This is a genomic window from Streptomyces sp. A0642 (genome assembly GCF_004795105.1).
Taxonomy (GTDB): Bacteria; Actinomycetota; Actinomycetes; order Streptomycetales; family Streptomycetaceae; genus Streptomyces.
Genome location: NZ_SSBL01000033.1, coordinates 43,888 through 65,495 on the forward strand (window position 1 = coordinate 43,888; position 21,608 = coordinate 65,495).

General features: G+C 71.3%; 17 protein-coding genes and 2 pseudogenes. 12 read left to right on the forward strand and 7 right to left on the reverse strand.

What is annotated here, in order from left to right:
- Positions 1–55: 55 nt before the first annotated feature.
- Together E6R60_RS32740 and E6R60_RS32745 are read right to left on the reverse strand one after the other, a co-directional pair.
- A complete protein-coding gene (locus tag E6R60_RS32740) occupies positions 56–493 on the reverse strand; it encodes a roadblock/LC7 domain-containing protein (RefSeq protein WP_136330342.1) in 438 nt (145 codons plus the stop codon).
- The gene (locus E6R60_RS32745; RefSeq protein ID WP_136330343.1) at positions 490–3,351 is read right to left on the reverse strand and encodes a nitrate- and nitrite sensing domain-containing protein; all 2,862 of its coding nucleotides are present in this window, start codon (positions 3,349–3,351) and stop codon (positions 490–492) included. Before E6R60_RS32745 ends, E6R60_RS32740 begins: the two co-directional genes overlap by 4 nt.
- Positions 3,352–3,731: 380 nt before the next feature.
- On the opposite strand from E6R60_RS32745, the gene E6R60_RS32750 reads away from it, so the two are divergent.
- The 6 genes from E6R60_RS32750 to mnhG are packed head-to-tail and all read left to right on the forward strand — an operon-like array spanning position 3,732 to position 10,257.
- The gene (locus tag E6R60_RS32750) at positions 3,732–6,653 is read left to right on the forward strand and encodes a Na+/H+ antiporter subunit A (protein WP_136330344.1); all 2,922 of its coding nucleotides are present in this window, start codon (positions 3,732–3,734) and stop codon (positions 6,651–6,653) included.
- Complete coding sequence (locus tag E6R60_RS32755) at positions 6,650–7,306, forward strand: Na(+)/H(+) antiporter subunit C (protein WP_136330345.1); 657 nt, start codon at positions 6,650–6,652, stop codon at positions 7,304–7,306. The genes E6R60_RS32750 and E6R60_RS32755 overlap by 4 nt, the downstream gene beginning before the upstream one ends.
- On the forward strand, positions 7,303–8,955 hold the full coding sequence (locus tag E6R60_RS32760) for a Na+/H+ antiporter subunit D (RefSeq protein ID WP_136330346.1): 1,653 nt from the start codon (positions 7,303–7,305) through the stop codon (positions 8,953–8,955). The genes E6R60_RS32755 and E6R60_RS32760 overlap by 4 nt, the downstream gene beginning before the upstream one ends.
- Positions 8,952–9,593 (forward strand): Na+/H+ antiporter subunit E, encoded by a 642-nt coding sequence (locus E6R60_RS32765; RefSeq protein WP_136330347.1) that lies wholly within the window; start codon positions 8,952–8,954, stop codon positions 9,591–9,593. The genes E6R60_RS32760 and E6R60_RS32765 overlap by 4 nt, the downstream gene beginning before the upstream one ends.
- A complete protein-coding gene (locus E6R60_RS32770) occupies positions 9,590–9,907 on the forward strand; it encodes a monovalent cation/H+ antiporter complex subunit F (RefSeq protein ID WP_136330348.1) in 318 nt (105 codons plus the stop codon). The genes E6R60_RS32765 and E6R60_RS32770 overlap by 4 nt, the downstream gene beginning before the upstream one ends.
- Positions 9,904–10,257 carry a monovalent cation/H(+) antiporter subunit G gene (gene mnhG, locus E6R60_RS32775; protein WP_136330349.1) on the forward strand — a complete coding sequence of 118 codons (354 nt, stop codon included), beginning with the start codon at positions 9,904–9,906 and terminating at the stop codon, positions 10,255–10,257. The genes E6R60_RS32770 and mnhG overlap by 4 nt, the downstream gene beginning before the upstream one ends.
- Before the next feature lie 49 nt (positions 10,258–10,306).
- Here mnhG and E6R60_RS32780 read toward each other — a convergent pair whose 3' ends face one another.
- From E6R60_RS32780 to E6R60_RS32790, 3 genes are all read right to left on the reverse strand, one after another.
- Positions 10,307–10,960 (reverse strand): hypothetical protein, encoded by a 654-nt coding sequence (locus E6R60_RS32780; RefSeq protein ID WP_136330350.1) that lies wholly within the window; start codon positions 10,958–10,960, stop codon positions 10,307–10,309.
- Between the two features lie 67 nt (positions 10,961–11,027).
- Entirely contained in the window at positions 11,028–12,311 is a 1,284-nt protein-coding gene (locus E6R60_RS32785) for a glycoside hydrolase family 16 protein (protein WP_206309573.1), read from the reverse strand.
- Between the two features lie 155 nt (positions 12,312–12,466).
- On the reverse strand, positions 12,467–13,609 hold the full coding sequence (locus E6R60_RS32790) for an ROK family transcriptional regulator (protein WP_136330351.1): 1,143 nt from the start codon (positions 13,607–13,609) through the stop codon (positions 12,467–12,469).
- A gap of 186 nt (positions 13,610–13,795) precedes the next feature.
- Here E6R60_RS32790 and E6R60_RS32795 point away from each other — a divergent pair, with 186 nt between their 5' ends.
- The 6 genes and pseudogenes from E6R60_RS32795 to E6R60_RS32820 all read left to right on the forward strand — a co-directional run.
- Positions 13,796–15,100: an extracellular solute-binding protein gene (locus E6R60_RS32795; protein ID WP_168713712.1), complete on the forward strand. Its 1,305-nt coding sequence runs from the start codon at positions 13,796–13,798 to the stop codon at positions 15,098–15,100.
- Positions 15,093–16,025, forward strand: coding sequence for a sugar ABC transporter permease (locus tag E6R60_RS32800; RefSeq protein ID WP_136330353.1), 933 nt, complete (start codon positions 15,093–15,095; stop codon positions 16,023–16,025). Before E6R60_RS32795 ends, E6R60_RS32800 begins: the two co-directional genes overlap by 8 nt.
- 32 nt (positions 16,026–16,057) lie before the next feature.
- On the forward strand, positions 16,058–16,864 hold the full coding sequence (locus tag E6R60_RS32805; protein ID WP_136330354.1) for a carbohydrate ABC transporter permease: 807 nt from the start codon (positions 16,058–16,060) through the stop codon (positions 16,862–16,864).
- Positions 16,865–16,876: 12 nt separating this feature from the next.
- On the forward strand, positions 16,877–18,124 hold the full coding sequence (locus E6R60_RS32810; RefSeq protein ID WP_136330355.1) for a Gfo/Idh/MocA family oxidoreductase: 1,248 nt from the start codon (positions 16,877–16,879) through the stop codon (positions 18,122–18,124).
- 259 nt (positions 18,125–18,383) lie between these two features.
- Positions 18,384–19,301: an alpha/beta fold hydrolase gene (locus E6R60_RS32815; RefSeq protein ID WP_136330356.1), complete on the forward strand. Its 918-nt coding sequence runs from the start codon at positions 18,384–18,386 to the stop codon at positions 19,299–19,301.
- A 71-nt stretch (positions 19,302–19,372) separates the two neighbouring features.
- Positions 19,373–20,476: pseudogene (locus tag E6R60_RS32820) on the forward strand (MFS transporter); the annotation flags it as partial.
- A gap of 162 nt (positions 20,477–20,638) precedes the next feature.
- Here the strand turns inward: E6R60_RS32820 and E6R60_RS32825 are convergent.
- On the reverse strand, positions 20,639–21,430 hold the full coding sequence (locus E6R60_RS32825; protein WP_136330357.1) for an ABC transporter permease: 792 nt from the start codon (positions 21,428–21,430) through the stop codon (positions 20,639–20,641).
- Positions 21,427–21,608, reverse strand: a pseudogene (locus E6R60_RS32830) (ABC transporter); the annotation flags it as partial. The gene E6R60_RS32825 and the pseudogene E6R60_RS32830, both read right to left, overlap by 4 nt.

The following is a 21,608-nucleotide window of genomic DNA, read 5'->3' on the forward strand; positions in this document are numbered from 1 at the left end:
GTGCCCGCCCCGTCCTCTCCGTCCTCGTACGGCTCCTCGTCCTCCCAGTGCGGGGTCACGCGTGCGGCCCGTCCCCGCCGCCGAAGGCGTTGAATTCGCCCCGCACCGGAGTGCTGAGCTTCTGGCCGACCTGCTGGACGAGGTTGTGCATGGCGAGCGACATGATCTCGGCGTCGACCTCCTGGGAGGCGACGACGGCCAGGTGCGTGCCCTGGGCCGCGGAGATGATGAAGAGCCACAGGTCCGCCAGCTCGACGATCACCTGGTGCACGCCGCCGCCGTTGAAGAGCTGGCCGACGCCGCGGGCCAGGCTCTGCTGCCCGGTGCAGATGGCGGCAAGCCGCTCGGCGTCGGACCGTTCGACCGTGCGCGAGTGGCTCACCACCAGGCCGTCGTCGGACAGCAGGACGGCGTTCAGGGTCTCGGCCACCGAGTCCACGAGACCGTCGAGCAGCCAGTCGAGGTCCTGGTGAGTGGCGGTTGTCCGTGTCATGACCGTTCTTCTCTCGTGGGGAGGTTTGCGGAAGGGGCCGGCTGCGTCGGCGGCTCGTCGGTCGCGCGGGCGGCGCGGGACCGGCGCTGGAAGGCTCCGATGGCGGCGCCCGCGCGGCGCGGAGCCGGCCGGGACGGCGGGGTCGCCGACCGGCTCGGCGGCTGGGCTGCGGCAGGCCCGGAGGCCGGGTCGATCCGCAGTTCGTCCGCGAGGCTCGCCTGGCGTACCCGGCGCGGCAACGGTGGTTCGGCGGCGGGCGCCGCCGGCAGCGCGGGCCGTCCCGGCCCGCTCTCCCGGCCGGTCGTGCCCGCCGCCGGGGGCGCCGGATGGTCGGGTTCGGCCACCGGCAGCCGGCCGAGGTGTCCGGTGGCGGACTCCGGTTGCCGGGGTCCGGGCACCGGAAGGCCGGTCCGGCCCGGGACGCCCGCCGCGTACGGCCCCGGGTACGGGTGCGGAGTGATGTACGGCTCCTCGGACGTCTGGTAGGGCTGGTTCGGTACCGGGTACTGGCCCTCGGCCTTCATGTACGGCTGCTCGGCGTCGGCGTACGTGTCCTGACGGGCGTCGCCGTACGCGGTGTCGCCTGGGCTGCCGTACGCGTTCTGGTCCGTGCTGCCGTACGGGGACGGGGGCGCGGCCGAGCCGTACGTGCTGCCCGGTGCGCTGTCGGCGTACGGCGTGTACGGAGTCACCGGATCGCCGAACGGGTGGTCGAGGGAATCCGGCCGCGGCTGCTCCTCCCGGTCGGGGAAGGGTTCGTCCGCCACGGTGTAGGGCGTACCGGGGGTCTCGAACGGGGCGCCCGAGGCGTGCAGCGCCGTGACCCCGGCGAGCGCCTGGCCGCGGCCGCGGCTGGGCAGCGCGTCGGCGTCGGGCGTCGGCGCGGGCTCCGGGACCGGTGCGGCGCCCGAGTCCTCGGGGGACGGCACGGCCACCGGACCGGAGTGCGGACCCGGGACGGTGAGCGCGTCGGGGACGAGCACGACGACCCGGGTGCCGCCGAAGGCCGACTGCCGGAACTCCACCCGCAGGCCGTGCTGGCCGGCGAGGCGCGCGATCACGTACAGACCGAGCCGGATGTCGTCGGAGTGCGCCAGCACGTCCATCCGGGGCGGCCTGTTCATCAGCTCGTTGGCCTCGGCGAGCTGGTCCTCGTCCATGCCGAGCCCGCGGTCCTCGACCTCGATGGCCAGGCCCCGGCTGACCCGGGCCGCCCTGACCTCCACGGGACTGGGGGGCCTGGAGAAGGTGAGGGCGTTCTCGATCAGCTCCGCGAGCACGTGGGAGACCGGGCCGACGGCCCGCTCCGCGAGCCACGGCGCGCCGTCCAGGTCCAGCACCACGCGCCGGTAGTCCTGCACCTCGCCCTGGGCCGAGCGCATGACGTCCAGCAGCGGTACGGGCTTGCGCCAGCGCCGGTGCGGGGAGCCGCCCGCGAGGATCACCAGGTTCTCCTCGTAGCGGCGCAGGCGCGCGGTGAGGTGGTCGAGGTCGAAGAGACCGTCCAGCACCTCGGGGTCCTCGTGCTTGCGCTCCAGCTCGTCCAGCTTCTTCAGCTGCTGGCCGATCAACTGCTGGGTGCGGCGCGCGATGCGCTGCAGCAGCCGCTCGAAGCCGCGGTGCTGGTCGGCCTGTTTGACGGCCGCCTGGAGGGCGCTGGTGCGGGCCAGGTCGAGGGCGTTGCCGAGCTGGGTCAGCTCGTCGGCCTTGCCGCCTTCCTCGCGGCCCTGCCCGATGGCACGGGCCTCGGCCTCGACGTCGATGCGTTCGCCCTTGCCGAGCCGCTCGACGACGTCGGGCAGCGCCTTCTCCAGCTCCTCGGCCCGCTCCTGGAGCCGGCCGATCCGGCGGCGCAGATTGCGGGTGAGGCGCCAGGTGATCCAGATGACCGCGATGACGGCGAGCAGACCGACCACGGTGGTGAGGACGACCCTGATCAGCAGCGAGACGACACTGTCCTTGCCGTGCGCGACGACGAGGTCGGTGCGGTCCTCCATCAGCTTCATCAGCTGCGGAGTGACCTCGTCCATCGCGCCGCGCCAGGTCTTCTCCTCGGCGCCGAGGGTGACGAAGCCGGCCTTGTCGGCCTCGGCGGGCCGCAGGACCTGGTTCTCCACCTGGGTCTTGGTCTTCCACGCCGAACTGCTGGAGATCTCCTCCCACATGGCCTTCTCGTCCGCCGGAAGGTAGGGGACGACCTTGGCGGAGTACTGGAAGGACTGGCCGGAAACGGCCTGTCGGACCTGCTGGAGGTCCTCCGTGCTCAACTTCCCCCGGGGCCAGCCGCGGGCGAGCAGGGCGTCCGTGCGCGAGATCATCTCCTTGGCCCAGAACAGGTCGACCAGCGGCTGCGAGAGCGTGGTGATCTGGCCGTTGTCCACATGGCTGAGCGCGGTGAAGAGCTTCAGGTCGACGGCGATCAGGTCCGTGTAGTAGCGGTACACGGCCTTCTGCTGATCGTTGTCGCCCTCGTCCACCAGCGTGCGCTGAGCCGGGAGTTGGGTGATCGCCGAGCGCGCCTGCACGACCGCGTCCCGGACCTCGCCCGGGGCGTCGTCGGTGGCGACGTCGGAGAGGGACTGGAAGGTGGTGATCGCTTCGTCGGTGAGCTTGCGCTGCTTGCGCAGCGCGTCGGTGGCGCCTCCGTGGCGGGCCAGAGCTTCGGCGCTCAGCCGCCGCTCCTCCTGCAGGTTGTAGTACACGATGTTGGACGGCTGGCCGGCCTTCTGGGCCAACTGCCCCTGGGCCGCTTGCCTCTGGAAGTCGAGCAGAGTCTGACCACTGGTGACGGCCCAGAGGGCGGCCAGTGCTACGCCGGGGACGATGGCCAGTACGAGCAGGGCCGTCCGCAGCGACATGGTGGTCGAGCCGCTCCGCCTTGACGCGCGCGTGCGCAGGGCATGCTCCTTGAGGAGGGAGCCAGCCTCGCGACTGGCCAAATCCGTTGAAAACTTCGACAGATAGATATTAGTCACACTGCAAAAATGAAAAGGAAGCGGGCTCACATGTGCATCACTGATCACTCACAGAACCATCATCAACGCGCGAAGTTGTCCGGAAAGTGACGTTACGGCCTCGGCCGCACGGAGCGGAAGCCGCGGGTCGGGGGTGACGGGACAGGCGGATGGCGGCGCATCACCCTCCGTACGGCGCGCCGGACGGGTGAAGCGGGGGCGGCGATATATCTGTACTTAGTGCTCCTTGTCTGTTCTGTCGCGACTCCATCCGTACCGGCCGCATGACCGCGCTCGTCATCTGCCACTTCGTCCTCGCCGCGTGCGCACGTCCGCTGGTGCGGCGGCTCGGCGCGCGCGCCTTCGTGGTTCTCGCGCTGCCCCCGGCCGCCACCACCTGCTGGGCGTTCGCCCAGTGGGACACGGCCGCCTCCGGCGCCTCGGTCACCTGGTCCTGGAAGTGGATCCCCGCGTACGACGTCTCCGTCGCCCTGCGCCTGGACGCCCTCGCGGAACTCATGGTGCTGCTCGCGGCGGGCGTCGGCACGCTCGTCCTGCTCTACTGCGCCTCGTACTTCAGCGACGACACTCCGCAACTGGCGGGATTCGCGGGGAACCTGCTCGCCTTCGCCGGAGCCATGCTCGCCCTCGTCCTCAGCGACGACCTGATCACGCTCTACGTGTTCTGGGAGCTGACCACCGTCTTCTCCTACCTGCTGATCGGATACGACAGCGAGCAGCGCCACAGCCGCCGCTCCGCCCTCCAGGCGCTCACCGTCACCACCCTCGGCGGACTCGCCATGCTGGTCGGCTTCCTGATCATCGGTCAGGCGTCGGGCACCTACCGCCTCTCCGCGATCGTCGCCGACCCGCCGCACGCGAGCCTCGCCGTCTCCGTGGCCGTGGTGCTCGTCCTGTGCGGGGCCCTGTCGAAGTCGGCGATCTGGCCGTTCAGCCTCTGGCTCCCCAACGCCATGGCGGCGCCCACCCCCGTCAGCGCGTACCTGCACGCCGCGGCCATGGTCAAGGCCGGCGTCTACCTGGTCGCCCGGCTCGCCCCGGGCTTCGCCGACGTACCCGTGTGGCGCCCCGTCGTGATGGTCCTGGGCGGCGCGACGATGCTCCTCGGCGGCTGGCGGGCCCTGCGGCTCAACGACCTGAAACTCGTCCTCGCCTACGGAACCGTCAGCCAGCTCGGCTTCCTCACCCTGCTCGCCGGCGTGGGCAACCGGGACGCCGCACTGGCCGCCGCGGTCATGATCCTGGCCCACGCCCTGTTCAAGGCGCCGCTGTTCCTCGTCACCGGCATCGTCGACCACGCGGCCGGCACCCGGGACCTGCGCCGGCTCTCCGGCGTCGGGCGGTCGCTGCCGCACGTCTGCGCCGTCGCCGTGACCGCCGCCGCCTCCATGGCCGCCCTGCCCCCGCTGCTCGGCTTCGCCGCGAAGGAGGCCGCCTTCGAGGCACTGCTGCACGGCGACACCGCCGACCGCTGGGCGCTGGGCGTCGCGGTGGCGGGATCGACGCTGACCGTCGCGTACACCGTCCGGTTCGTCTGGGGCGCCTTCTGGCGCAAGCCCGGCGTCGCCGACACCCCCGTCCACCGGGTCGGCTGGGTCTTCCTCACCGCGCCCGGCCTGCTGGCCGGCTGCGGGCTCGTCCTGGGCCCCGGCGTCGGCTGGACGGACCGGCTGCTGAGCGCGTACGCGGACGTCTTCCCCGCCCCCGCCCACCCGTTCCACCTCGCGCTCTGGCACGGCTGGGGCACCGCCCTGCTCCTCTCGTGCGTCGCCACGGCCGGCGGTGCAGTGCTCTTCGCCCTGCGCGGCGGGGTCACCCCGCTCTCCCGGAAGATCGCCTGGCCCACCGCGGACAGCGTCTTCAACCAGTCGCTGCTGGGCCTGGAACGGCTTTCCCTCCAGATCACCGGATTCGTCCAGCGCGGCTCCCTGTCGGTCTACCTCGCCACCACCCTGCTCGTGGTGCTCGCCGGCCAGCTCACCGTGCTCGGCGTCGACCGGCCCTGGCGCGGGGCCGCGGCGCCGCGCCTCTGGGACGTACCGCTGCAGGGCGCCCTCGCGGTCCTGACCTCCGCGGCCGCGCTGTCCTGCCTGACCGTCAGCCGGCGCATGAAGGCGGTGGTGCTGGCCGGACTCACCGGCTACGGAACCGCGCTGCTCTTCGTCATCCAGGGCGGTCCCGACCTGGCGCTCACGCAGTTCTGCGTGGAGACCGTGTCGATGGTCGTGTTCGTGCTGGTGCTGCGGCGGATGCCGGTGCACTTCCAGGAGTCGGGGAGCACCTGGCGGCGGGCCGTCCGCATCCCGGTGGCCCTGGCCGCGGCGGCGACCGTGAGCGTCGTGGTGTGGGTCGCGGCGGCCGCGCGCACCGCGGAGCCGGCGGGCGCCGCCATGGTCGAGGAGACCGCGCACCACGGCCTCAAGGACGTGGTGGCCACCATCCTGGTCGACCTCCGGGCCTGGGACACCATGGGGGAGTCCGCCGTCCTCGCCGCGGCCGCGATCGGCGTGACGAGCCTCATCTACCTCCACCGCCGGGCCGAGGGAACGGCGGCCCCCCTGGAGAAGCGGGGGCGCACCGCCTGGTCGGTGACCACGCCGCCGCTGACGGGGGTGCCGCCGGGCGACGAAGGGGGGCCCGAGCGAGGCTGGCTGGCGGCCGGTGCCACCCTGGCGCCCGAACACCGCTCCGTCGTCTTCGAGGTGGTGGCCCGGCTGCTGTTCCACCCGATCCTGGTGCTCTCGCTGTATCTCCTGTTCTGCGCGGAGAACATGCCCGGCGGCGGATTCGTCGCCGGACTGGTCGCCGGGGTCGCCCTGATCACCCGCTACCTGGCGGGCGGCCGCTTCGAACTCGCCGAGGCCGCGCCCCTGCAACCCGGACTGTTCACCGGACTCGGCCTGTTCATGTCCACCGGAGTGGCGCTGCTCGGCCTCACCGACGGAACGGTCCTGCACGCCTGGACCCACCACGGGCACCTGCCGCTGATCGGCGACTACCACATCGGCACGCCGGTGATCTTCGACTGCGGGGTCTATCTGCTGGTCCTGGGCGTCGTGCTGGACATCGTCCGGGCCCTCGGTGCCAAGGTCGACCGGCAGATCGAGCGGGCCGCGGCCGTCCAGGCGGCGGCTGCCGGGAGCACGGCGGGACCCGCTCCCGAGACGGGAGGCGCCACCCCGTGACCGTCAGCGTCTCGCTCCTCGCCACCGCCGCGGTCCTGTGCGCGGTCGGCGGCATCCTCATGCTCACCCGGCCCCTGACCCGCATCCTGCTCGGCGCGGTGATCGCGGGCAACGGCATCAACCTGCTCGTCCTGTCCGCCACCGGATCGGCCGGCCGCGAGCCCTTGCTGTACGGCGTCGACCTGGGCCGGGTCACCGACCCGCTGCCCCAGGCCATCGCCCTCACCGCGATCGTCATCACCCTGGCCACCACCGCGTTCCTCCTCGCCATGGCCTACCGCAGCCACCAGCTGACCGGCACCGACGAGGTGCACGACGACGACGAGGACCGGCGCATCGCGCTGCGCGCCGAGGTGCTGGGGGAGCGCGACGAACTGCGCGAACAGTACCGGGCGGAGTCCGGCCGCACGCCCGAGGAACGCCACCGCTACCGCGAGGACCGCCGCCGTCTCCGGGGCCGGCTCCGCGCCGACCGCGCCCTCCAGGCCCGCGGCCGGGACGCGAGCGGCGACCTGTGGCACGACGTCCTGGGCGCGGACCCGGAGGACTACGCGGACGCACGGGCCGGCCAGGCTCCCGACACCTCCGACGCGGGCGAAGCCCCCAACGACCCCGAAGCCACCGACGACGCGAACCGAGGAGACACCGGGTGAACGCACTCGTCCCCCTGCCGGTGCTGCTGCCGCTCAGCGCCACCGGCCTGAGCCTCGCCTTCGGCACCCGGCTCAAACGGTTCCAGCGCTTCATCAGCGTCGCCGTGCTCACCGCCGTACTGGGGCTCTCGATCGCCCTGATGATCGCCGCCGACAGGGACGGCCCGCTCACCGTGCACCTCGGCGACTTCGCCCCGCCGCTCGGCATCACCCTGGTCGCCGACCGGCTCTCGGGCCTGATGCTCACCGTCTCCTCGGCCGTCACCCTCTGCGTCCTCGTCTACTCCCTGGGCCAGGGCATGGCCGACCGGGACGAGGAGACACCGGTCGCCGTCTTCCACCCCGCCTACCTGATCCTGGTGGCCGGGGTCTCCTGCACCTTCCTCGCCGGCGACCTCGTCAACCTGTACGTCGGCTTCGAGATCATGCTGGTCGCCAGCTTCGTCCTGCTCACCCTCGGCGGCACCGGACCCCGCATCCGGGCGGGCTCCACGTACGTGATCATCTCCCTGTTCTCCTCGATGCTCTTCCTCACCGCCATCGCCATGACGTACGCGGCCACCGGCACCGCCAACTTCGCCCAGCTCGCCGGCCGTCTGGCCGCGCTCCCGCTGGGCGTCCAGACCCTGATCCAGGCGACGCTGCTCACCGTCTTCGCCATCAAGGCCGCCGTCTTCCCCCTCGCCGCCTGGCTCCCCGACTCCTACCCGACCGCACCGGCGCCCGTCACCGCCGTGTTCGCCGGACTGCTCACCAAGGTCGGCGTCTACTGCATGCTGCGCACCGAGACCCTGCTCTTCCCCGGCAACCGGCTCGGCGACCTGCTGCTGGCCGTGGCGCTCGCCTCGATGACCGTCGGCATCCTGGGAGCTGTCGCCCAGACCGACCTCAAGAGACTGCTCTCCTTCACCCTCATCAGCCACATCGGCTACATGGTCTTCGGGATCGGCCTCGCGACCCGGCAGGCGTACAGCGGCGCCATCGTCTACGTCGTCCACCACATCACCGTCCAGACCACGCTGTTCCTGGTGGCCGGACTGATCGAACGGCGGGGCGGCACCACCGAACTCACCCGGCTCGGCGGCATCGCCCGCGCCGCTCCGCTGCTGGCCGTCCTCTTCTTCGTACCTGCGATGAACCTGGCGGGCATTCCGCCGCTCTCCGGCTTCATCGGCAAGCTCGGACTGATGCGGGCCGGTGTCGCCGACGGCAGCGTCTGGGCCTGGGTGCTGGTCACCGGATCCGCGGTGACCAGCCTGCTCACGCTCTACGTGATGGCCAAGGTCTGGAACCTGGCGTTCTGGCGGGCAGCACCCCCCGGCCAGGCCGCGCACGGCACGGTCCTGGAGTCGGACGACGACAGCGACGACGACAGCGACCCGGGCCCCGACCGGATGCACGGCACCGGCGACGAAGGGGTACGCCCCCGCCACGAGCCGGCCGGCCGGGCGGTCGCGGCCACCCTCCACGGCCATGCCGTCACGACGACGACCACACTTCCCTACCCCATGACCTGGGCCACCGCGGCGACGGTCACGCTCGGCCTCGCCTTCACCGTCTTCGCCGGACCGCTGACCTCGTACACCGACCGCGCGGCCGCCGAACTCCTCGCGCGCGTCCCCTACACCGAGGCGGTGCTCGGCCGGTGAAACCCCTGATCACGTTCTCCTGCCGCAACAAGGAACTACCCCCGTTCAGCTGCGAGTTCGGCGGCCGCCGAGCGCGCGTGCTCGACCTCCCGCTGCTCGCCTGGCTCACCCTCATCTGGGTACTGCTCTGGTCCAGCCTGAACTGGGCCAACGTGCTGACCGGCGCCGTGCTCGCGGTCGCCGTCTGTCTGGCCTTTCCCCTGCCGAAGGTCGATCTGGGGCTACGGCTGCACCCCTGGGGCATCCTGCGGCTGGCCGGCTATCTGCTCTACGACATGTACACCTCCGGCGTCCGGGTCACCCGGCAGATCTTCGAGGAACACCCGCACCGGGCCGCCGTCATCGCCGTACCTCTGCGCTGCCGCTCCGACCTGATGCTCGCCGCGACCGCCGTCGCGGTGTCGAACGTGCCGGGCGGATCGATCGTCGAGGTGCGCCGCGCCACCGCCACCCTCTTCCTGCACGTCCTGGACGCGGACCGGCCCGCCGCGCTGGACGCGGCCCGGCAGTCCGTCTGGCGCATGGAGGAGCTGACCGTCCGGGCCTTCGGCACCCGCGACGAGATCGACCGTGTCGCCGAACCGCCCCCCTCCGCGCCCGACGGCGGGCGGCCGGGACCCCAGAAGGAGAGCACATGAGCGCGCCGGAGACCGTCGACCGGGTCCTGCTGACCACGGCCGTCGTGCTGATCGTCGTAGCCGGAGCATGCCTGCTGGTCCGCATCCGGCGCGGCCCCTCCATGCTGGACCGGGCGATCGCCCTGGACGTCTGCGCGGCGCTCATCATCGCCGGGCTCGGCGCCAAGTCCGCCTTCGCGCGGGACCCGTTCTACTTCCCGGTCATGCTGGTGCTGGCCTTCCTCGGATTCACCGGCTCGGTCGGTATCGCGCGCTTCATCGCGGTGCGCGACCGGCCGTCGGGCGGACCGCGGGACGACAAGGAGGCGCGATGAGCCTCTGGCTCCAGATCCTGGACACGGCGGGCGCCGTCGTGCTGCTGATCGGCGCGGCCGTCTGCCTGCTCGGCGTGATCGGCATGCTGCGGCTCCCGGACGTCCTGTCCCGCAGCCACGCCGCGACCAAGCCGCAGTCCCTCGGCATGCTCCTGGTGCTGGCCGGGGTCGCGCTGCGGCTGCGCAGCGGCATGGACCTCGCGACGCTGGGTCTGATCGGCTTCTTCCAGATGATGACCGGCCCGGTCGCCGCGCACCTGGTCGCCCGCTCCGCCTACCGCACGGGCCACATCGACCACGGCGAACTGCTCTTCGACGAACTGGACGAGCAGCTCACCGAGGAGAGCTGACCCCGGCACCGGACGCGGTGCGCCCCGGTACGGGACCGGCGGCGTCGTCCTACCGGGCGGCCGGCTTCGGCGCCGGGCGCTCCAGCGGCGTCCGCCGGATGCCGGTGATGACCCAGGTGCCGTCCCTCTTGGCCAGGTTCACTGTGCGGTGCTCGGTGTACGGGATGCCCACCGCCAGGCCGCCCTTCTTGAGGTACGCGGGGTCGCCCGCGGTGAACTCGAAGACGGTGTCCATCTCGGCCTTGGCGGTCCTGCGGTCCCGGTAGACGGTCGACCGGTACCAGGCGACCTTCCGCTGTCGCGTGGCGAGCGCGTTGTCCCGGAAGAACGCGGTCACTTTCGTGCCGTAGTTCTGGGCGTCGAGGGACTTTCTGAACTCGGTTCCGTAGAAGGTGAGTTCCTTCTTCACGCTCTCGGCGACCGACGCGCTGCTGCGGCCGTCGACCGTGCCCGAGTGCAGCACGACGGTCCTGCGGATCGCGCTGACGTCGCGGTCGTCGTCCGCCAGGGTCTCGATGGTCTCGCCGTCGGCGCCGATGAGCGTCCACAGGGAGCGGTTCTCCGGGCCGGTGGGAGGTCCCCCCTGCCGTGCGGCGGGGGAGGCGGGTGGGTCCGCGGCTGATGTCCCGAAATCGCAGCCGCTGAAGAAGAGCACGGCGAGTGCGGGCAGGACGAAGCGGGTGGCGAGGCGGCGTGCGCGCATGGGCGGGGGCTCCTGGGTGGGTGGCGCGCCCCCGTGGCCGGGGCGCGCCGTGGGTGGCAGCGGTGACTCAGGCCGCCGGCTCGGGCGTCCACTGGCTCGTCCAGTAGCCGGCCGGCACATTGCCCTGCTCGACGTACCCGGTCAGGCCCTCGGTGTGCGCGTAGCCGCCGGACGCGCGGTTCTTGAGGCGCAGGTGGCCCGCATAGGACTCCTGCGTCCAGTCGGCAGCGGGCGCGTTGGAAGACACGGTGCCGTAGTGGACGTAACCGTCGGACCCGGAGGTCAGGTAGTCGCCGGTCCAGCGGTTGCGGAAGCGGGTGTAGCCGGCCTGGGTGGTCTCCGGGGCCCACTGGGAGCTCCAGGCGGTGGCGGGCGGGGCGCCGTACTCGGCCTTCCCTGTCTTGTTCTCGATGTGCAGGTACTGCGAGGTCTGACGGTTCTTCAGCCGCTCGTACCCGTTGTCGCCGTATCCGCCGTCCTTCTTCCACACGCGCAGGTAGTCCACGCTCCAGGACTTGGGCCAGACGTCGTTGTGCTGGCCCGATCCGGCGTCCGTGTAGATGCCCATGATCATGCCCATCGGCATGTTGGGGGCATCGTTGATGGTCTTGTACAGCTGGTTGTCGTAGTAGAAGTCGAGGCGGGTGGGCGTCCAGTTCATCCCGTAGACGTGGTACTCCTCGGTGGGCTCGCCGGTGGGCACCGGGTCCTCGTGCAAGGCCCACGAGCCGAGGAAGTCCGGGTCGCCCCAGCCGTACGCGGCGATCCGCCAGGTGTCCGGCTTGCTGAAGAACGTCTCGATCATGTCGATCTCGGCGTTGGCCGACGTACTGCTCGTGTCCTCCGTGCCCACCAGCCACAAGGCTTGGTGGCCCCCGCCGCCGACGTCGGAGAGCTTGGCCCGGGTCTCGACGTAGCCGTACTGGGTGGAGTAACCGTTGAAGTCGGGCTCGTGGTGGTCGTTGGGCATCGCGTAGTTGAACCGGTGCCACCAGTCCTTGTCGTACGTCTGGATGCTGGAGATCTTCACCGTGCCGTCGTAGGCGGGGTTCCAGGCCGGGGTGTCCTTGTCGACGCGCTCCGTGAGCACCCCGTTCGCGACGGTGTACCGGGCTCGGGCCTTCTCGCGGTCGGACGTCCAGTGGGGGAGGTAGTACGGCAGCCACTTGTCCGCGCTCAGGGAACTGCCGCTGAACTCCTCCTGGAAATCCAAAGTGTAGCCCGGCTTGTCCGTCGGATTGGCGGGAAAGTCCGCGGCCGAGGCGGCGGGGGCGGCGGTCAGTGCTCCCAGGACGCCGAGTGCGGTGGACAGCACTCCCAGCAGGGGGGTGCGCAGGCGGCGGTGGATCAACGTGGCTCCTTCGGGACGGAGTTCAGAGGCCACGGCCGCCGCTGTGGCGACAGGACGACACGGCCGACGCAGGCGGCACAGCCGGAGGCTTCCGAAAGAAACTTTCCTGCGTAATGTGGCGTCAGTTCCGCCCGCTGTCAACAGGCGCGTGAGCTTCAGTCCGCCGCCTGCTCGGCTGCGAACAGCCGTCCGCGCACCAGGTCCCGGGCGGCCTCCACTCCGCCCACGGCCACCGCGCCCGCGCTGAGCGCGCTGAGCGTCAGGGGCGGAACCTCGTAGCAGATGTCGGTGAGCTGTTCCCTCACCGCCTCCAGGACCGCCGGCCCGGCACCGGCCAGCGCGCCTCCCAGCACGATCAGTTGCGGGTCGACGGCGAGGACCATCGCGCCGATGCCGTCCGCCACGGCGCGCGCGTACGCGTCGACGGTGGCCCGGGCGACGGGGTCCCCGTGGCGGGCGCGGGTGAACATCAGGTGACCGGTCCGGCCCGGGTCCGACTGGGCCGCGTCGGAGCCGCCGACGAGCTTGGCCGGGGTGTCCGCCCAGCCCAGGCCCGGATGCCGGCCGATCTCGCCCGCGGCCCCGGTGCGCCCGGTGAACGGCTTGCCGTCGACCAGGATTCCCACCCCGAGCCGGTGGTCCAGGTGGACGTACAGCACGTCCGGGGTGCCGCGGGCGGCTCCGGTGCGGTGTTCCGCCAGGACCGCCAGGTTGGTGTCCTTCATCGCCACGACCGGGCAGCGCAGCAGTTCGTTCAGCCGGCCGGCGAGGTGGAGGCCCGACCACCGGGGGATGGCGACGCTCAGCCGTACGGACCCGCGCGCGTCCACGATCCCCGGCGTGCCGACGCCCGCCGCCCACAACGGCGGGCCGTCCGCGAGAAGGTGCTCACGCACCAGGTCCGCCGCTTCCCTCAGGCGTTCGTCGGGGTCGAGGTCGGCGGGGGTGCGGCGGTGGCCTTCGGCCAGCACGGTTCCGTCGAGATCGGTGATCCGTGCCGAGATGTCGTGGGAGTCGATGTGGACGCCCGCGAGGCGTCCGGCGTCGAAGTCGAAGGCGTAGCGCTGGGCGGGCCGGCCCCCGGTGCGCGTGGCGTCCTGGCCGTCGAGGGTGAGGCGGCCGTCGGCCACGAGAGCGGTGACGATGCCGCGCACCGTCGGGCGGGAGAGTGCGGTGACCTGCGCGATGGCGTTGGTGGTCAGCGGAGGTCCTTCGTACAGCAGTTGCAGGACCCGGCTGGTGTTGAGATGGCGCAGAGCGCTCTGGTCGCCGCCCGGCAGGACGTCCGAGTTCTTCATGTCCCCCACTCGCTGCGTGCTTTCCGTGTGACGGATCGACATACCTGCCCCTGCCTCTTGACGAGTGCGACGGTGTGTCCCATCCTTCCGAAGGAAAGTTTCCTTCGAAACTCGCTGGCTGGCAACCTCGGCTCGACATCCTGCCACACCAGCGCTTTTTCCCGTTTTCACAGGAGAGCAGCGTCGATGAAGATCAGCAGAGTTGTGGCAGGAGCCGTCCTGGTGGCGTTGTGCGGGACCGCCTGCGCCCCCGGCGCCTCCACGGAGTCGGCGGGGGCGGAGCCGTCCGGCCCTGTCAGGAAGGGAGTGACCGGGGACAAGGTCACGCTCAAGCTGGTCTCCACCCCTGAGTCGGGAGCGGCGGTCAAGTCGGTGATCAAGGCCTTCGAGGCGAAGTACCCGCAGGTCACGATCGATTACGAGGACAACAACGTCGACGACTACAACAAGGCGTTGAACCTGTCGCTGGCTTCCGACCAGGCGCCGGACATCGCGCTCCTCAACTCGGTGGGTACCACGGTCAAGGACGGTCTGGTCCTCGACCTGTCCCGGTACGCGAAGGCGTACGACTGGGGCAGGACGTATCCCAGCACGCAGCTCAACCAGTGGCGCGTGGCCGGAGACGGGACCACGCTCGGCACCGGCGGCCTCTACGCGGCTCCGGCCGGTTTCTCACTCGTAGGCGTCTACTACAACAAGGCCAAGGCCGCCGAGGCGGGCATCACCACGCCACCGGCCACCCTGGAGGAGTTCGAGGCGGCCCTCGCCAAGGCGAAGAAGGCCGGTGAACTGCCGCTGCAGCTCGGTAACCAGCAGGGCCACGCCTCCTTCCCGATCCAGCTCATCGGCCAGTCGTCGGACGGCGCCGAGAAGGCCGCCCGCTGGACCTTCGGCCAGAAGGGCGCCACCTTCGACACCCCCGGCAACCGCACCGCGGCCGACAAGCTCGCCGCCTGGAACAAGAAGGGATACCTGCCCGGCAGCGCCAACGGCACCGACCTCCAGACAGCGGTCGACAAGTTCACCAAGGGCCAGGGCGTCTACTTCGTGGACGGCAACTGGGACGCCGAGAAGATCGGCGACCGGCTGGGCAAGGACGCGGGATTCATCGCCTTCCCCTCGCCGAAGGCCACCGCGATCGGCACCTCCGTCGCCTACGCCATCTCCTCGAAGTCGAAGAACGCGGACACCGCCGCCTTCTTCCTGGACTTCCTGCACTCGCCCGAGGCCTCGGCCGCCGAGTTCAAGGCCGGTTTCATGCCCGCGGACCTCACCGCCGCCAAGCCGCAGGAGGGCACGGTGATGAAGGACGTCGTCGCCGCCTGGGGAAGGGTCAATGACGACAACGGCCTCGTCGGCTTCAACAACAACGCCACCGCGACCATGAACGACAAGTTCACCGCGACCACTCAGGAACTCCTCGCGGGCCGCACGGACACCGACGGCTTCGTCAAGGCGATCCAGGACGAGTGGGCCGCCACGCATGGCTGACACGCTCGTGCGCGACGAGCGGTCGGCGGCTCCCGCCCGTTCACGGCGCGGGGTCACGGCCCCGCGCCGCAAGGGCCGCCTCGTGCCCCTGCTGTACGTGGCCCCCGCGCTCGTCTTCTACGCGCTCTTCGTCATCGCGCCCTGGCTCCACAGCTTCTGGATCTCGTTCTGGAACTGGAACGGCATCGGCGCCGCCACCTGGGCCGGCTTCTCCAACTACACCGCTGTGTTCGAAGAACCGGCCCTGCGCGCGGCACTGACCCACGCCTTCGGATTCATCCTCTTCTACACGGTCGTTCCGGTCGTCCTCGGCCTGATCCTGGCCGCCCTCACATCGGCCGTCCCCTGGCGAGCCATGCCGGTGATCCGCACCGTCATCTTCCTCCCGCAGATCCTGCCGCTCGTCGCGGTGGGCGTCGTCTGGAAGTGGATCTACGGTGAGGACGGCCCGCTCAACCAGATGCTGCGCGCCGTCGGCCTCGGCTCCCTCGCCCGTGCCTGGCTGGGCGACTTCACCTACGCCTTCCCGGCCGTCGGCCTCATCGGCACCTGGGTCTCGACCGGCCTGTGCTTCCTGCTCCTGCTGTCCGGCATCGGCAGGATCGAGCCGTCGCTCCACGAGGCGGCCCGCCTGGACGGCTGCGGCAGGATCCGCGAGTTCTGGCACATCACCGTCCCCGGCCTGCGCAAGGAGATCGGCGTCGCCTGCAACGTCACCGTCATCTCCGCCCTCGCCGGCTTCGACGTCGTGTACGTGATGACGGGCGGCGGACCCGGCTACTCCACCATGGTCCCGGGCGTCCAGGTCTACCAACTCGTCTTCACCGCCGGCCGCGTCGGCACCGCATGCGCCCTGGCCACGGTGCTGTCCCTCATCACCTGCGCCGTCATGTACGGCCTCAACAGGCTGTCGCGGGAGCGCTGACGCATGCCGGGCACCCGACTGGAGTACCACCGATGACCAAACAACTCCCCAGGCTGGCCCTCGTCGTCGCCGCCGCAGCCGTCCTGTTCCCCTTCCTCGCCCTGTTCACCGCGGCGCTCCAGCCGCAGACCACCCTCTCACCGGGCCTTTCCTGGCCGTCCGACCCGCAGTGGGGCAACTTCGCCACCGCGTGGTCCACGGCCGGATTCGGCTCCCTGCTGAAGTCGAGCGCCGTCATCGCGCTCGGCGTCGTACCCCTCGCCCTCGTCCTCGCGACCCTGGCCGGCTACGGCCTGGCCACCATGCGGCTCAAGGCGAAGGGCCCGCTGTTCGCCCTGCTGCTGCTCGGACTGGCCCTGCCGTACGAAGCCATCGTGATCCCCCTCTACTACGACCTGGACTCGGTCGGTCTGCTCAACACCTACTGGGCCGTGATCCTGCCGCTGGTCGGCCTCTTCATGCCTTTCGGCGTCTTCTGGATGCGTACGCACTTCGAGTCGCTGCCGAAGGAACTGCTGGAGGCCGCCGCCGTGGACGGGGCGAACAGCTGGCGCACCCTCACCCGCGTCCTGCTGCCGACCGCGGTCCCGGCGCTCACCACGCTCGGCCTTCTCTACTTCATGTGGGCGTGGAACCAGTTCCTGCTGGCCCTGGTGCTCATCCAGGACCCCATGATGCGCACGGCCCCGTCCGGACTCGGCAAGTTCGTCCAGCAGTACGGCAAGAACATCCCGCTGCTCTCCGCCGGCACCCTCATCGTGATCGCGCCGATCGTGCTGGTCTACCTCTTCTTCCAGCGTCACTTCATCAAGGGCATCCTCCAAGGTGCCGTCAAGTAAGGGATTTGGCACGTGACCGTCACCCTCGCGATCGTCGGAGCCGGGGCCCGCGGGGCCTCCTACGCACGCATCGCCGCCGCCGAGGGCGCCGCCGTCATCACGGCGGTCGCCGACCCGGACCCCGTACGACGCCGCGTCCTCGCCGCGGAGTTCGCAATTCCGCACGACCAGGTCTTCGCCGACTGGACGGAGCTCGCCTCCCGGCCGCGCCTCGCCGACGCCGCGATCGTCGCCACGCCTGACCGCCTGCACGCCGACCCCGCCGTGGCCCTGGCCGATCTGGGCTACGCGCTGCTGCTGGAGAAGCCGATGGCGCCGACGGAGCAGGACGCCCGCCGCATCGTCGAGGCCGCCACCCGCAACGACATCCTCCTCGCGGTGTGCCACGTCCTGCGCTACACGCCGTACTCCGTCAAGCTCAAACAGCTCATCGCCTCGGGCCGGATAGGCGACGTCGTCAGCGTCGAGCACCTCGAACCCGTCGGCTGGTGGCACCACGCGCACTCCTATGTGCGCGGCAAGTGGGGCGTCGAGGCGGAGTCGTCCTCGATGCTGCTCGCCAAGTCCTGCCACGACATCGACTGGCTCGGCCACGTGGTGGGCAGGCCGGTGGAGGAGGTCTCCTCCTTCGGCAACCTCTTCCACTTCCGCCCCGAGAACAAGCCGCAGGACGCGGGCGACCGTTGCGTCACCTGTGCCGTCGAACGCACGTGCGCCTACTCCGCGCCCCGCATCTACGAACGCTTCCTCGGCGACCCGGTCTTCGAACAGTGGCCGCTCGGCGTCCTCACCGACGATGTGACGCGTACAGGATTGGCGAAGGCACTTGAGGACGGCCCTTACGGCGCCTGTGTCTACAACGGCCGCAACGACGTGGTGGACCACCAGGTGGTGAACCTCCAGTACGAGGGCGGCGCCACCGCCTCCTTCACCATGACCGCCTTCACGGGTCTCGACTTTCGCAAGACCCGGGTGTTCGGCACTCACGGCTCCCTCGACGGCGACGGTCGGACGCTCACGCTCCACGACTTCCTCACCGACACGCGGGAGACCTTCGACTTCGACCCCGAGGGCGGGGCCTCGGCGGCGGACGGCCATGGCGGCGCGGACGCCGAACTGATCCGGGCGTTCCTCGCGGCCGTGGCCGGCGACGACCGGGAATTGGTGAGCACGGGCCCGGACGAGGCCCTGCGCTCCCATCTGGTGGTCTGGGCGGCGGAGCGCGCCCGGCACAGCGGTCAGGTGGTCCGCATGGCCTGACCCTCGCGCCCAGGCCTGCCGGACGGACGTACGGGTCACCCGTGCGGGCGAAGCGCCCGGCCCCAGTCGGACGGGCGGCACGGCACCGTCGGCAGCCGGTCCCTGACCGCCCCCCGACTGCGGTCCGTGAGTTCTCCGACGCCGGGGAGACGGATTTCCGCAGGAGCCCCGGCCCGGGACGCCTCGTCCCGTTCCGCGACTGCACCCGATGCTGGAAGGACGGCGCCCGAGGCGGGCGGACGAGGAACGGGGACGCACGATGCTCACGACGACGGCACACCCCGCGCAGGAGGCCCCTGCCACCGGCGGCCTCTCACCGGGGGTCCGCAGGATCACCCTCGACGCGGCCGGGATCCCACTGTCCGCTCTGCTGAGCGAGCCCGCCGACGGCCATCCGCCGCGCGCGACCGTCGTCGCCCTGCACGGCGGCGGGATGAGCGCCGGATACTTCGACGGGCAGGCACATCCCGACGTCTCCCTGCTCACGCTCGCCGCCCGCCTCGGCTACGCCGTCCTCGCACTCGACCGGCCCGGCTACGGTGCCTCGGCTCCGCACCTGCCCACCGGGCAGGACCTCCTGGAGCAGGTCGCGACGGTCCGCCTCGCGCTCGCCGACGCGCAGGCCCACCACGTGTCCGGCCCCCTGTTCCTGCTCGCCCACTCCTTCGGCGGCAAGCTCGCCCTCGCCCTCGCCGCCGACGCACCGCCCGACACCCTCGTCGGCCTGGACGTCTCCGGCTGCGGACACCGGCCGGCCGCCTCCGCCACGCTCCTGGGGCGCGGGGAACGCACCGGTCTGCGCCGGCTCAACTGGGGCCCCTTGCGGCTCTACCCGGACGGGACCTTCCGCGAGGCCGGGGCCGTCGTCGCCCCGATGCCGGGCCAGGAGATCGAATCGGCGCAGGAGTGGAGCGCACTGTCCAGCCGTCTGCTGCCGTGCGTACGGGTGCCGGTGCGCTTCACCTTCGCCGAGCACGAGGCGTGGTGGTCCCAGAGCGACGCCGACCTCACCGATCTGGCCGAGCGGCTCTCGGCGGCGCCCCGGGTCCTCGTCGACCGGCTCCCCGGAGCCGGGCACAACATCAGCCTCGGCCGGGCCGCCCGGGTGTACCACCTGCGAGCCCTGGCCTTCCTCGACGAGTGCCTCGATGACGGCGCGGGGCCCGCGGCACCGTGACCGCCCACGCCCGGGCCCGCCCCTTCCGGGCCCTCGGGGTCCGCAACTTCCGGCAGTTCGCGGCGGGCCAGGTGGTCTCGGCGGCGGGCACCTGGATGATGGTCGTCGCCCAGGACTGGCTCGTCCTCGAACTGACCGGCAACTCGGCGACGGCCCTCGGCACCGTCACCGCCCTGCAGTTCACCCCGATGCTGCTCCTCACGCTCCACGGCGGAAGGCTGGCCGACCGGTACGACAAGCGGGTGCTGCTGCTGGCCGCCAACGTCATCTCCGGCCTGCTCGCGCTCCTCCTGGCCGCGTTCGTTCTCACCGGCACGGCCGGGCCCGGGGCGGTCCAGGTGTTCGCGTTCTGCCTCGGCCTGGTCAACGCGGTCGAGGTCCCCACCCGGATGGCGTTCGTCGGGGAACTCGTGCCCGTCGAGCTGCTGCCCAACGCCTCGGCGCTGAGCGCCGCGTACTTCAGCGTCGCCCGGGTCGCCGGCCCCGCCGCGGCCGGCCTGCTCCTCACCGTGCTCGGCACCGGCTGGGTCATGGCGGTCAACGCCTTCAGCTACCTCGCCACGGTCGTAGCCCTGCGCCGGATCCGCCCCGAGGAGCTCTACCGCACGGCGCGTGCGGCGGGGCGGGTGCGCGTCACCGACGGCCTGCGGTACGTACGCGGGCGACCCGATCTCCTGATCCCGTTCGCCCTGATCGCCGGGGTCGGGCTGTTCGGTCTCAACTTCCAGCTCACGCTGCCGCTGCTCGCCAGGACCGTGTTCCACACCGACGCCTCGTCCTTCGGCATGCTCACCACGGTGTTCGCCGCGGGCTCGCTCACCGCGGCGTTCCTCACCACGGCCCGCACCGCGCGCCCCTCGGCCCGGTTGGTGACGGGGTCGGCCCTCGTCCTCGGGGCGCTGGAGGCCACGGTCGGCTGGGCTCCGTCCTACCCGGCGGCCCTGGTCCTGCTCTTCCTCACGGGCGGCGCCTCCGTGTACTTCGCCCAGGCCGTGAACCACCGCATCCAGCTGGGCAGCGACCCCTTTTACCGGGGCCGCGTCCTCGCCCTGTACACCCTCGTGCTCCAGGGCTCCACCCCGCTCGGCGCCCTCGGCGTGGGGTACCTGGCCGGGATCCGGGGCGTCCGGAACGCGTTCGTCGTCGGCGGGCTCGCCTGCCTGGGGACGGGTCTCGCCGCCCTCTGCCTGCCTTCGGGCCGCAGTGGGCCCGCCCGCGCCGGGGACGAGCCGGACCCGGACGGGCCGGGAGAACGGGGTGCACCGTCCAGCCCGGCGGGGCGGCGTACGCCGACGGTGTGCCGGAGTGCGCCGCCCCGGGGCGGACGGTCGGAACGGCTACTTCGGGTCGTCGTTGAACTTCGAGGTCGACCACCGGTAACCGAGCACGGTCAGGCCCACGCACCAGGCGACGGCGAGCCACCCGTTGTGGCCGATGCCGGTCCCCAGCAGCAGGCCGCGCAGGGTCTCGATGGCGGGAGTGAAGGGCTGGTACTCGGCGATGGGCCGGAACCAGCCGGGCATCGTGTCGACCGGGATGAAGGCGCTGGACAGCAGGGGGAGCAGGATCATGGGCAGTGCGTTGTTGCTGGCGGCCTCCGCGTTGGGGCTGATCAGCCCCATGCCGACGGCGATCCAGGTGAACGCCGTGGCGAAGAGGACGAGCAGTCCGAAGGCGGCGAGCCATTCGAGGAGGGTGGCGTCCGTGGAGCGGAAGCCGATGGCCACGGCGACGGCGCCGACGAGGACGACGCCGGCGATGCACTGGAGGACGCTGCCGACCACGTGTCCCACGAGGACCGAGCCGCGGTGGATGGCCATGGTCCGGAAGCGGGCGATGATGCCTTCGGTCATGTCATTGGAGACCGAGACGGCGGTGCCGATGGTGGTGCTGCCGATCGTCATCAGTACGAGGCCGGGAACGAGGTAGGCGATGTAGTCGGCGCGGTCCGCGCCGCCGCCGCCGATGCCGGCGCTCATGACGTCGCCGAAGATGTAGACGAAGAGCAGCAGCAGCATGATCGGGGTGAGGAGCAGGTTCAGTGTGAGGGAGGGATAGCGCCGGGCGTGCAGGAGGTTGCGGCGCAGCATGGTGTTCGAGTCGCGGACGGCGAGGGAGAGGGCGCTCATCGGACTGTCTCCTTGGTCTGGTGGGGCTCGGCCGGCTGGTCGTTGCCCGTCAGGGCGAAGAAGACGTCGTCGAGGTCGGGGGTGTGGACGGTGAGTTCGTCGGCTTCGATGCCGGTGGCGTCGAGCCAGTCGAGGATGGCGCGCAGTTCGCGCTGGCTGCCGTCGCTGGGGATCTGAA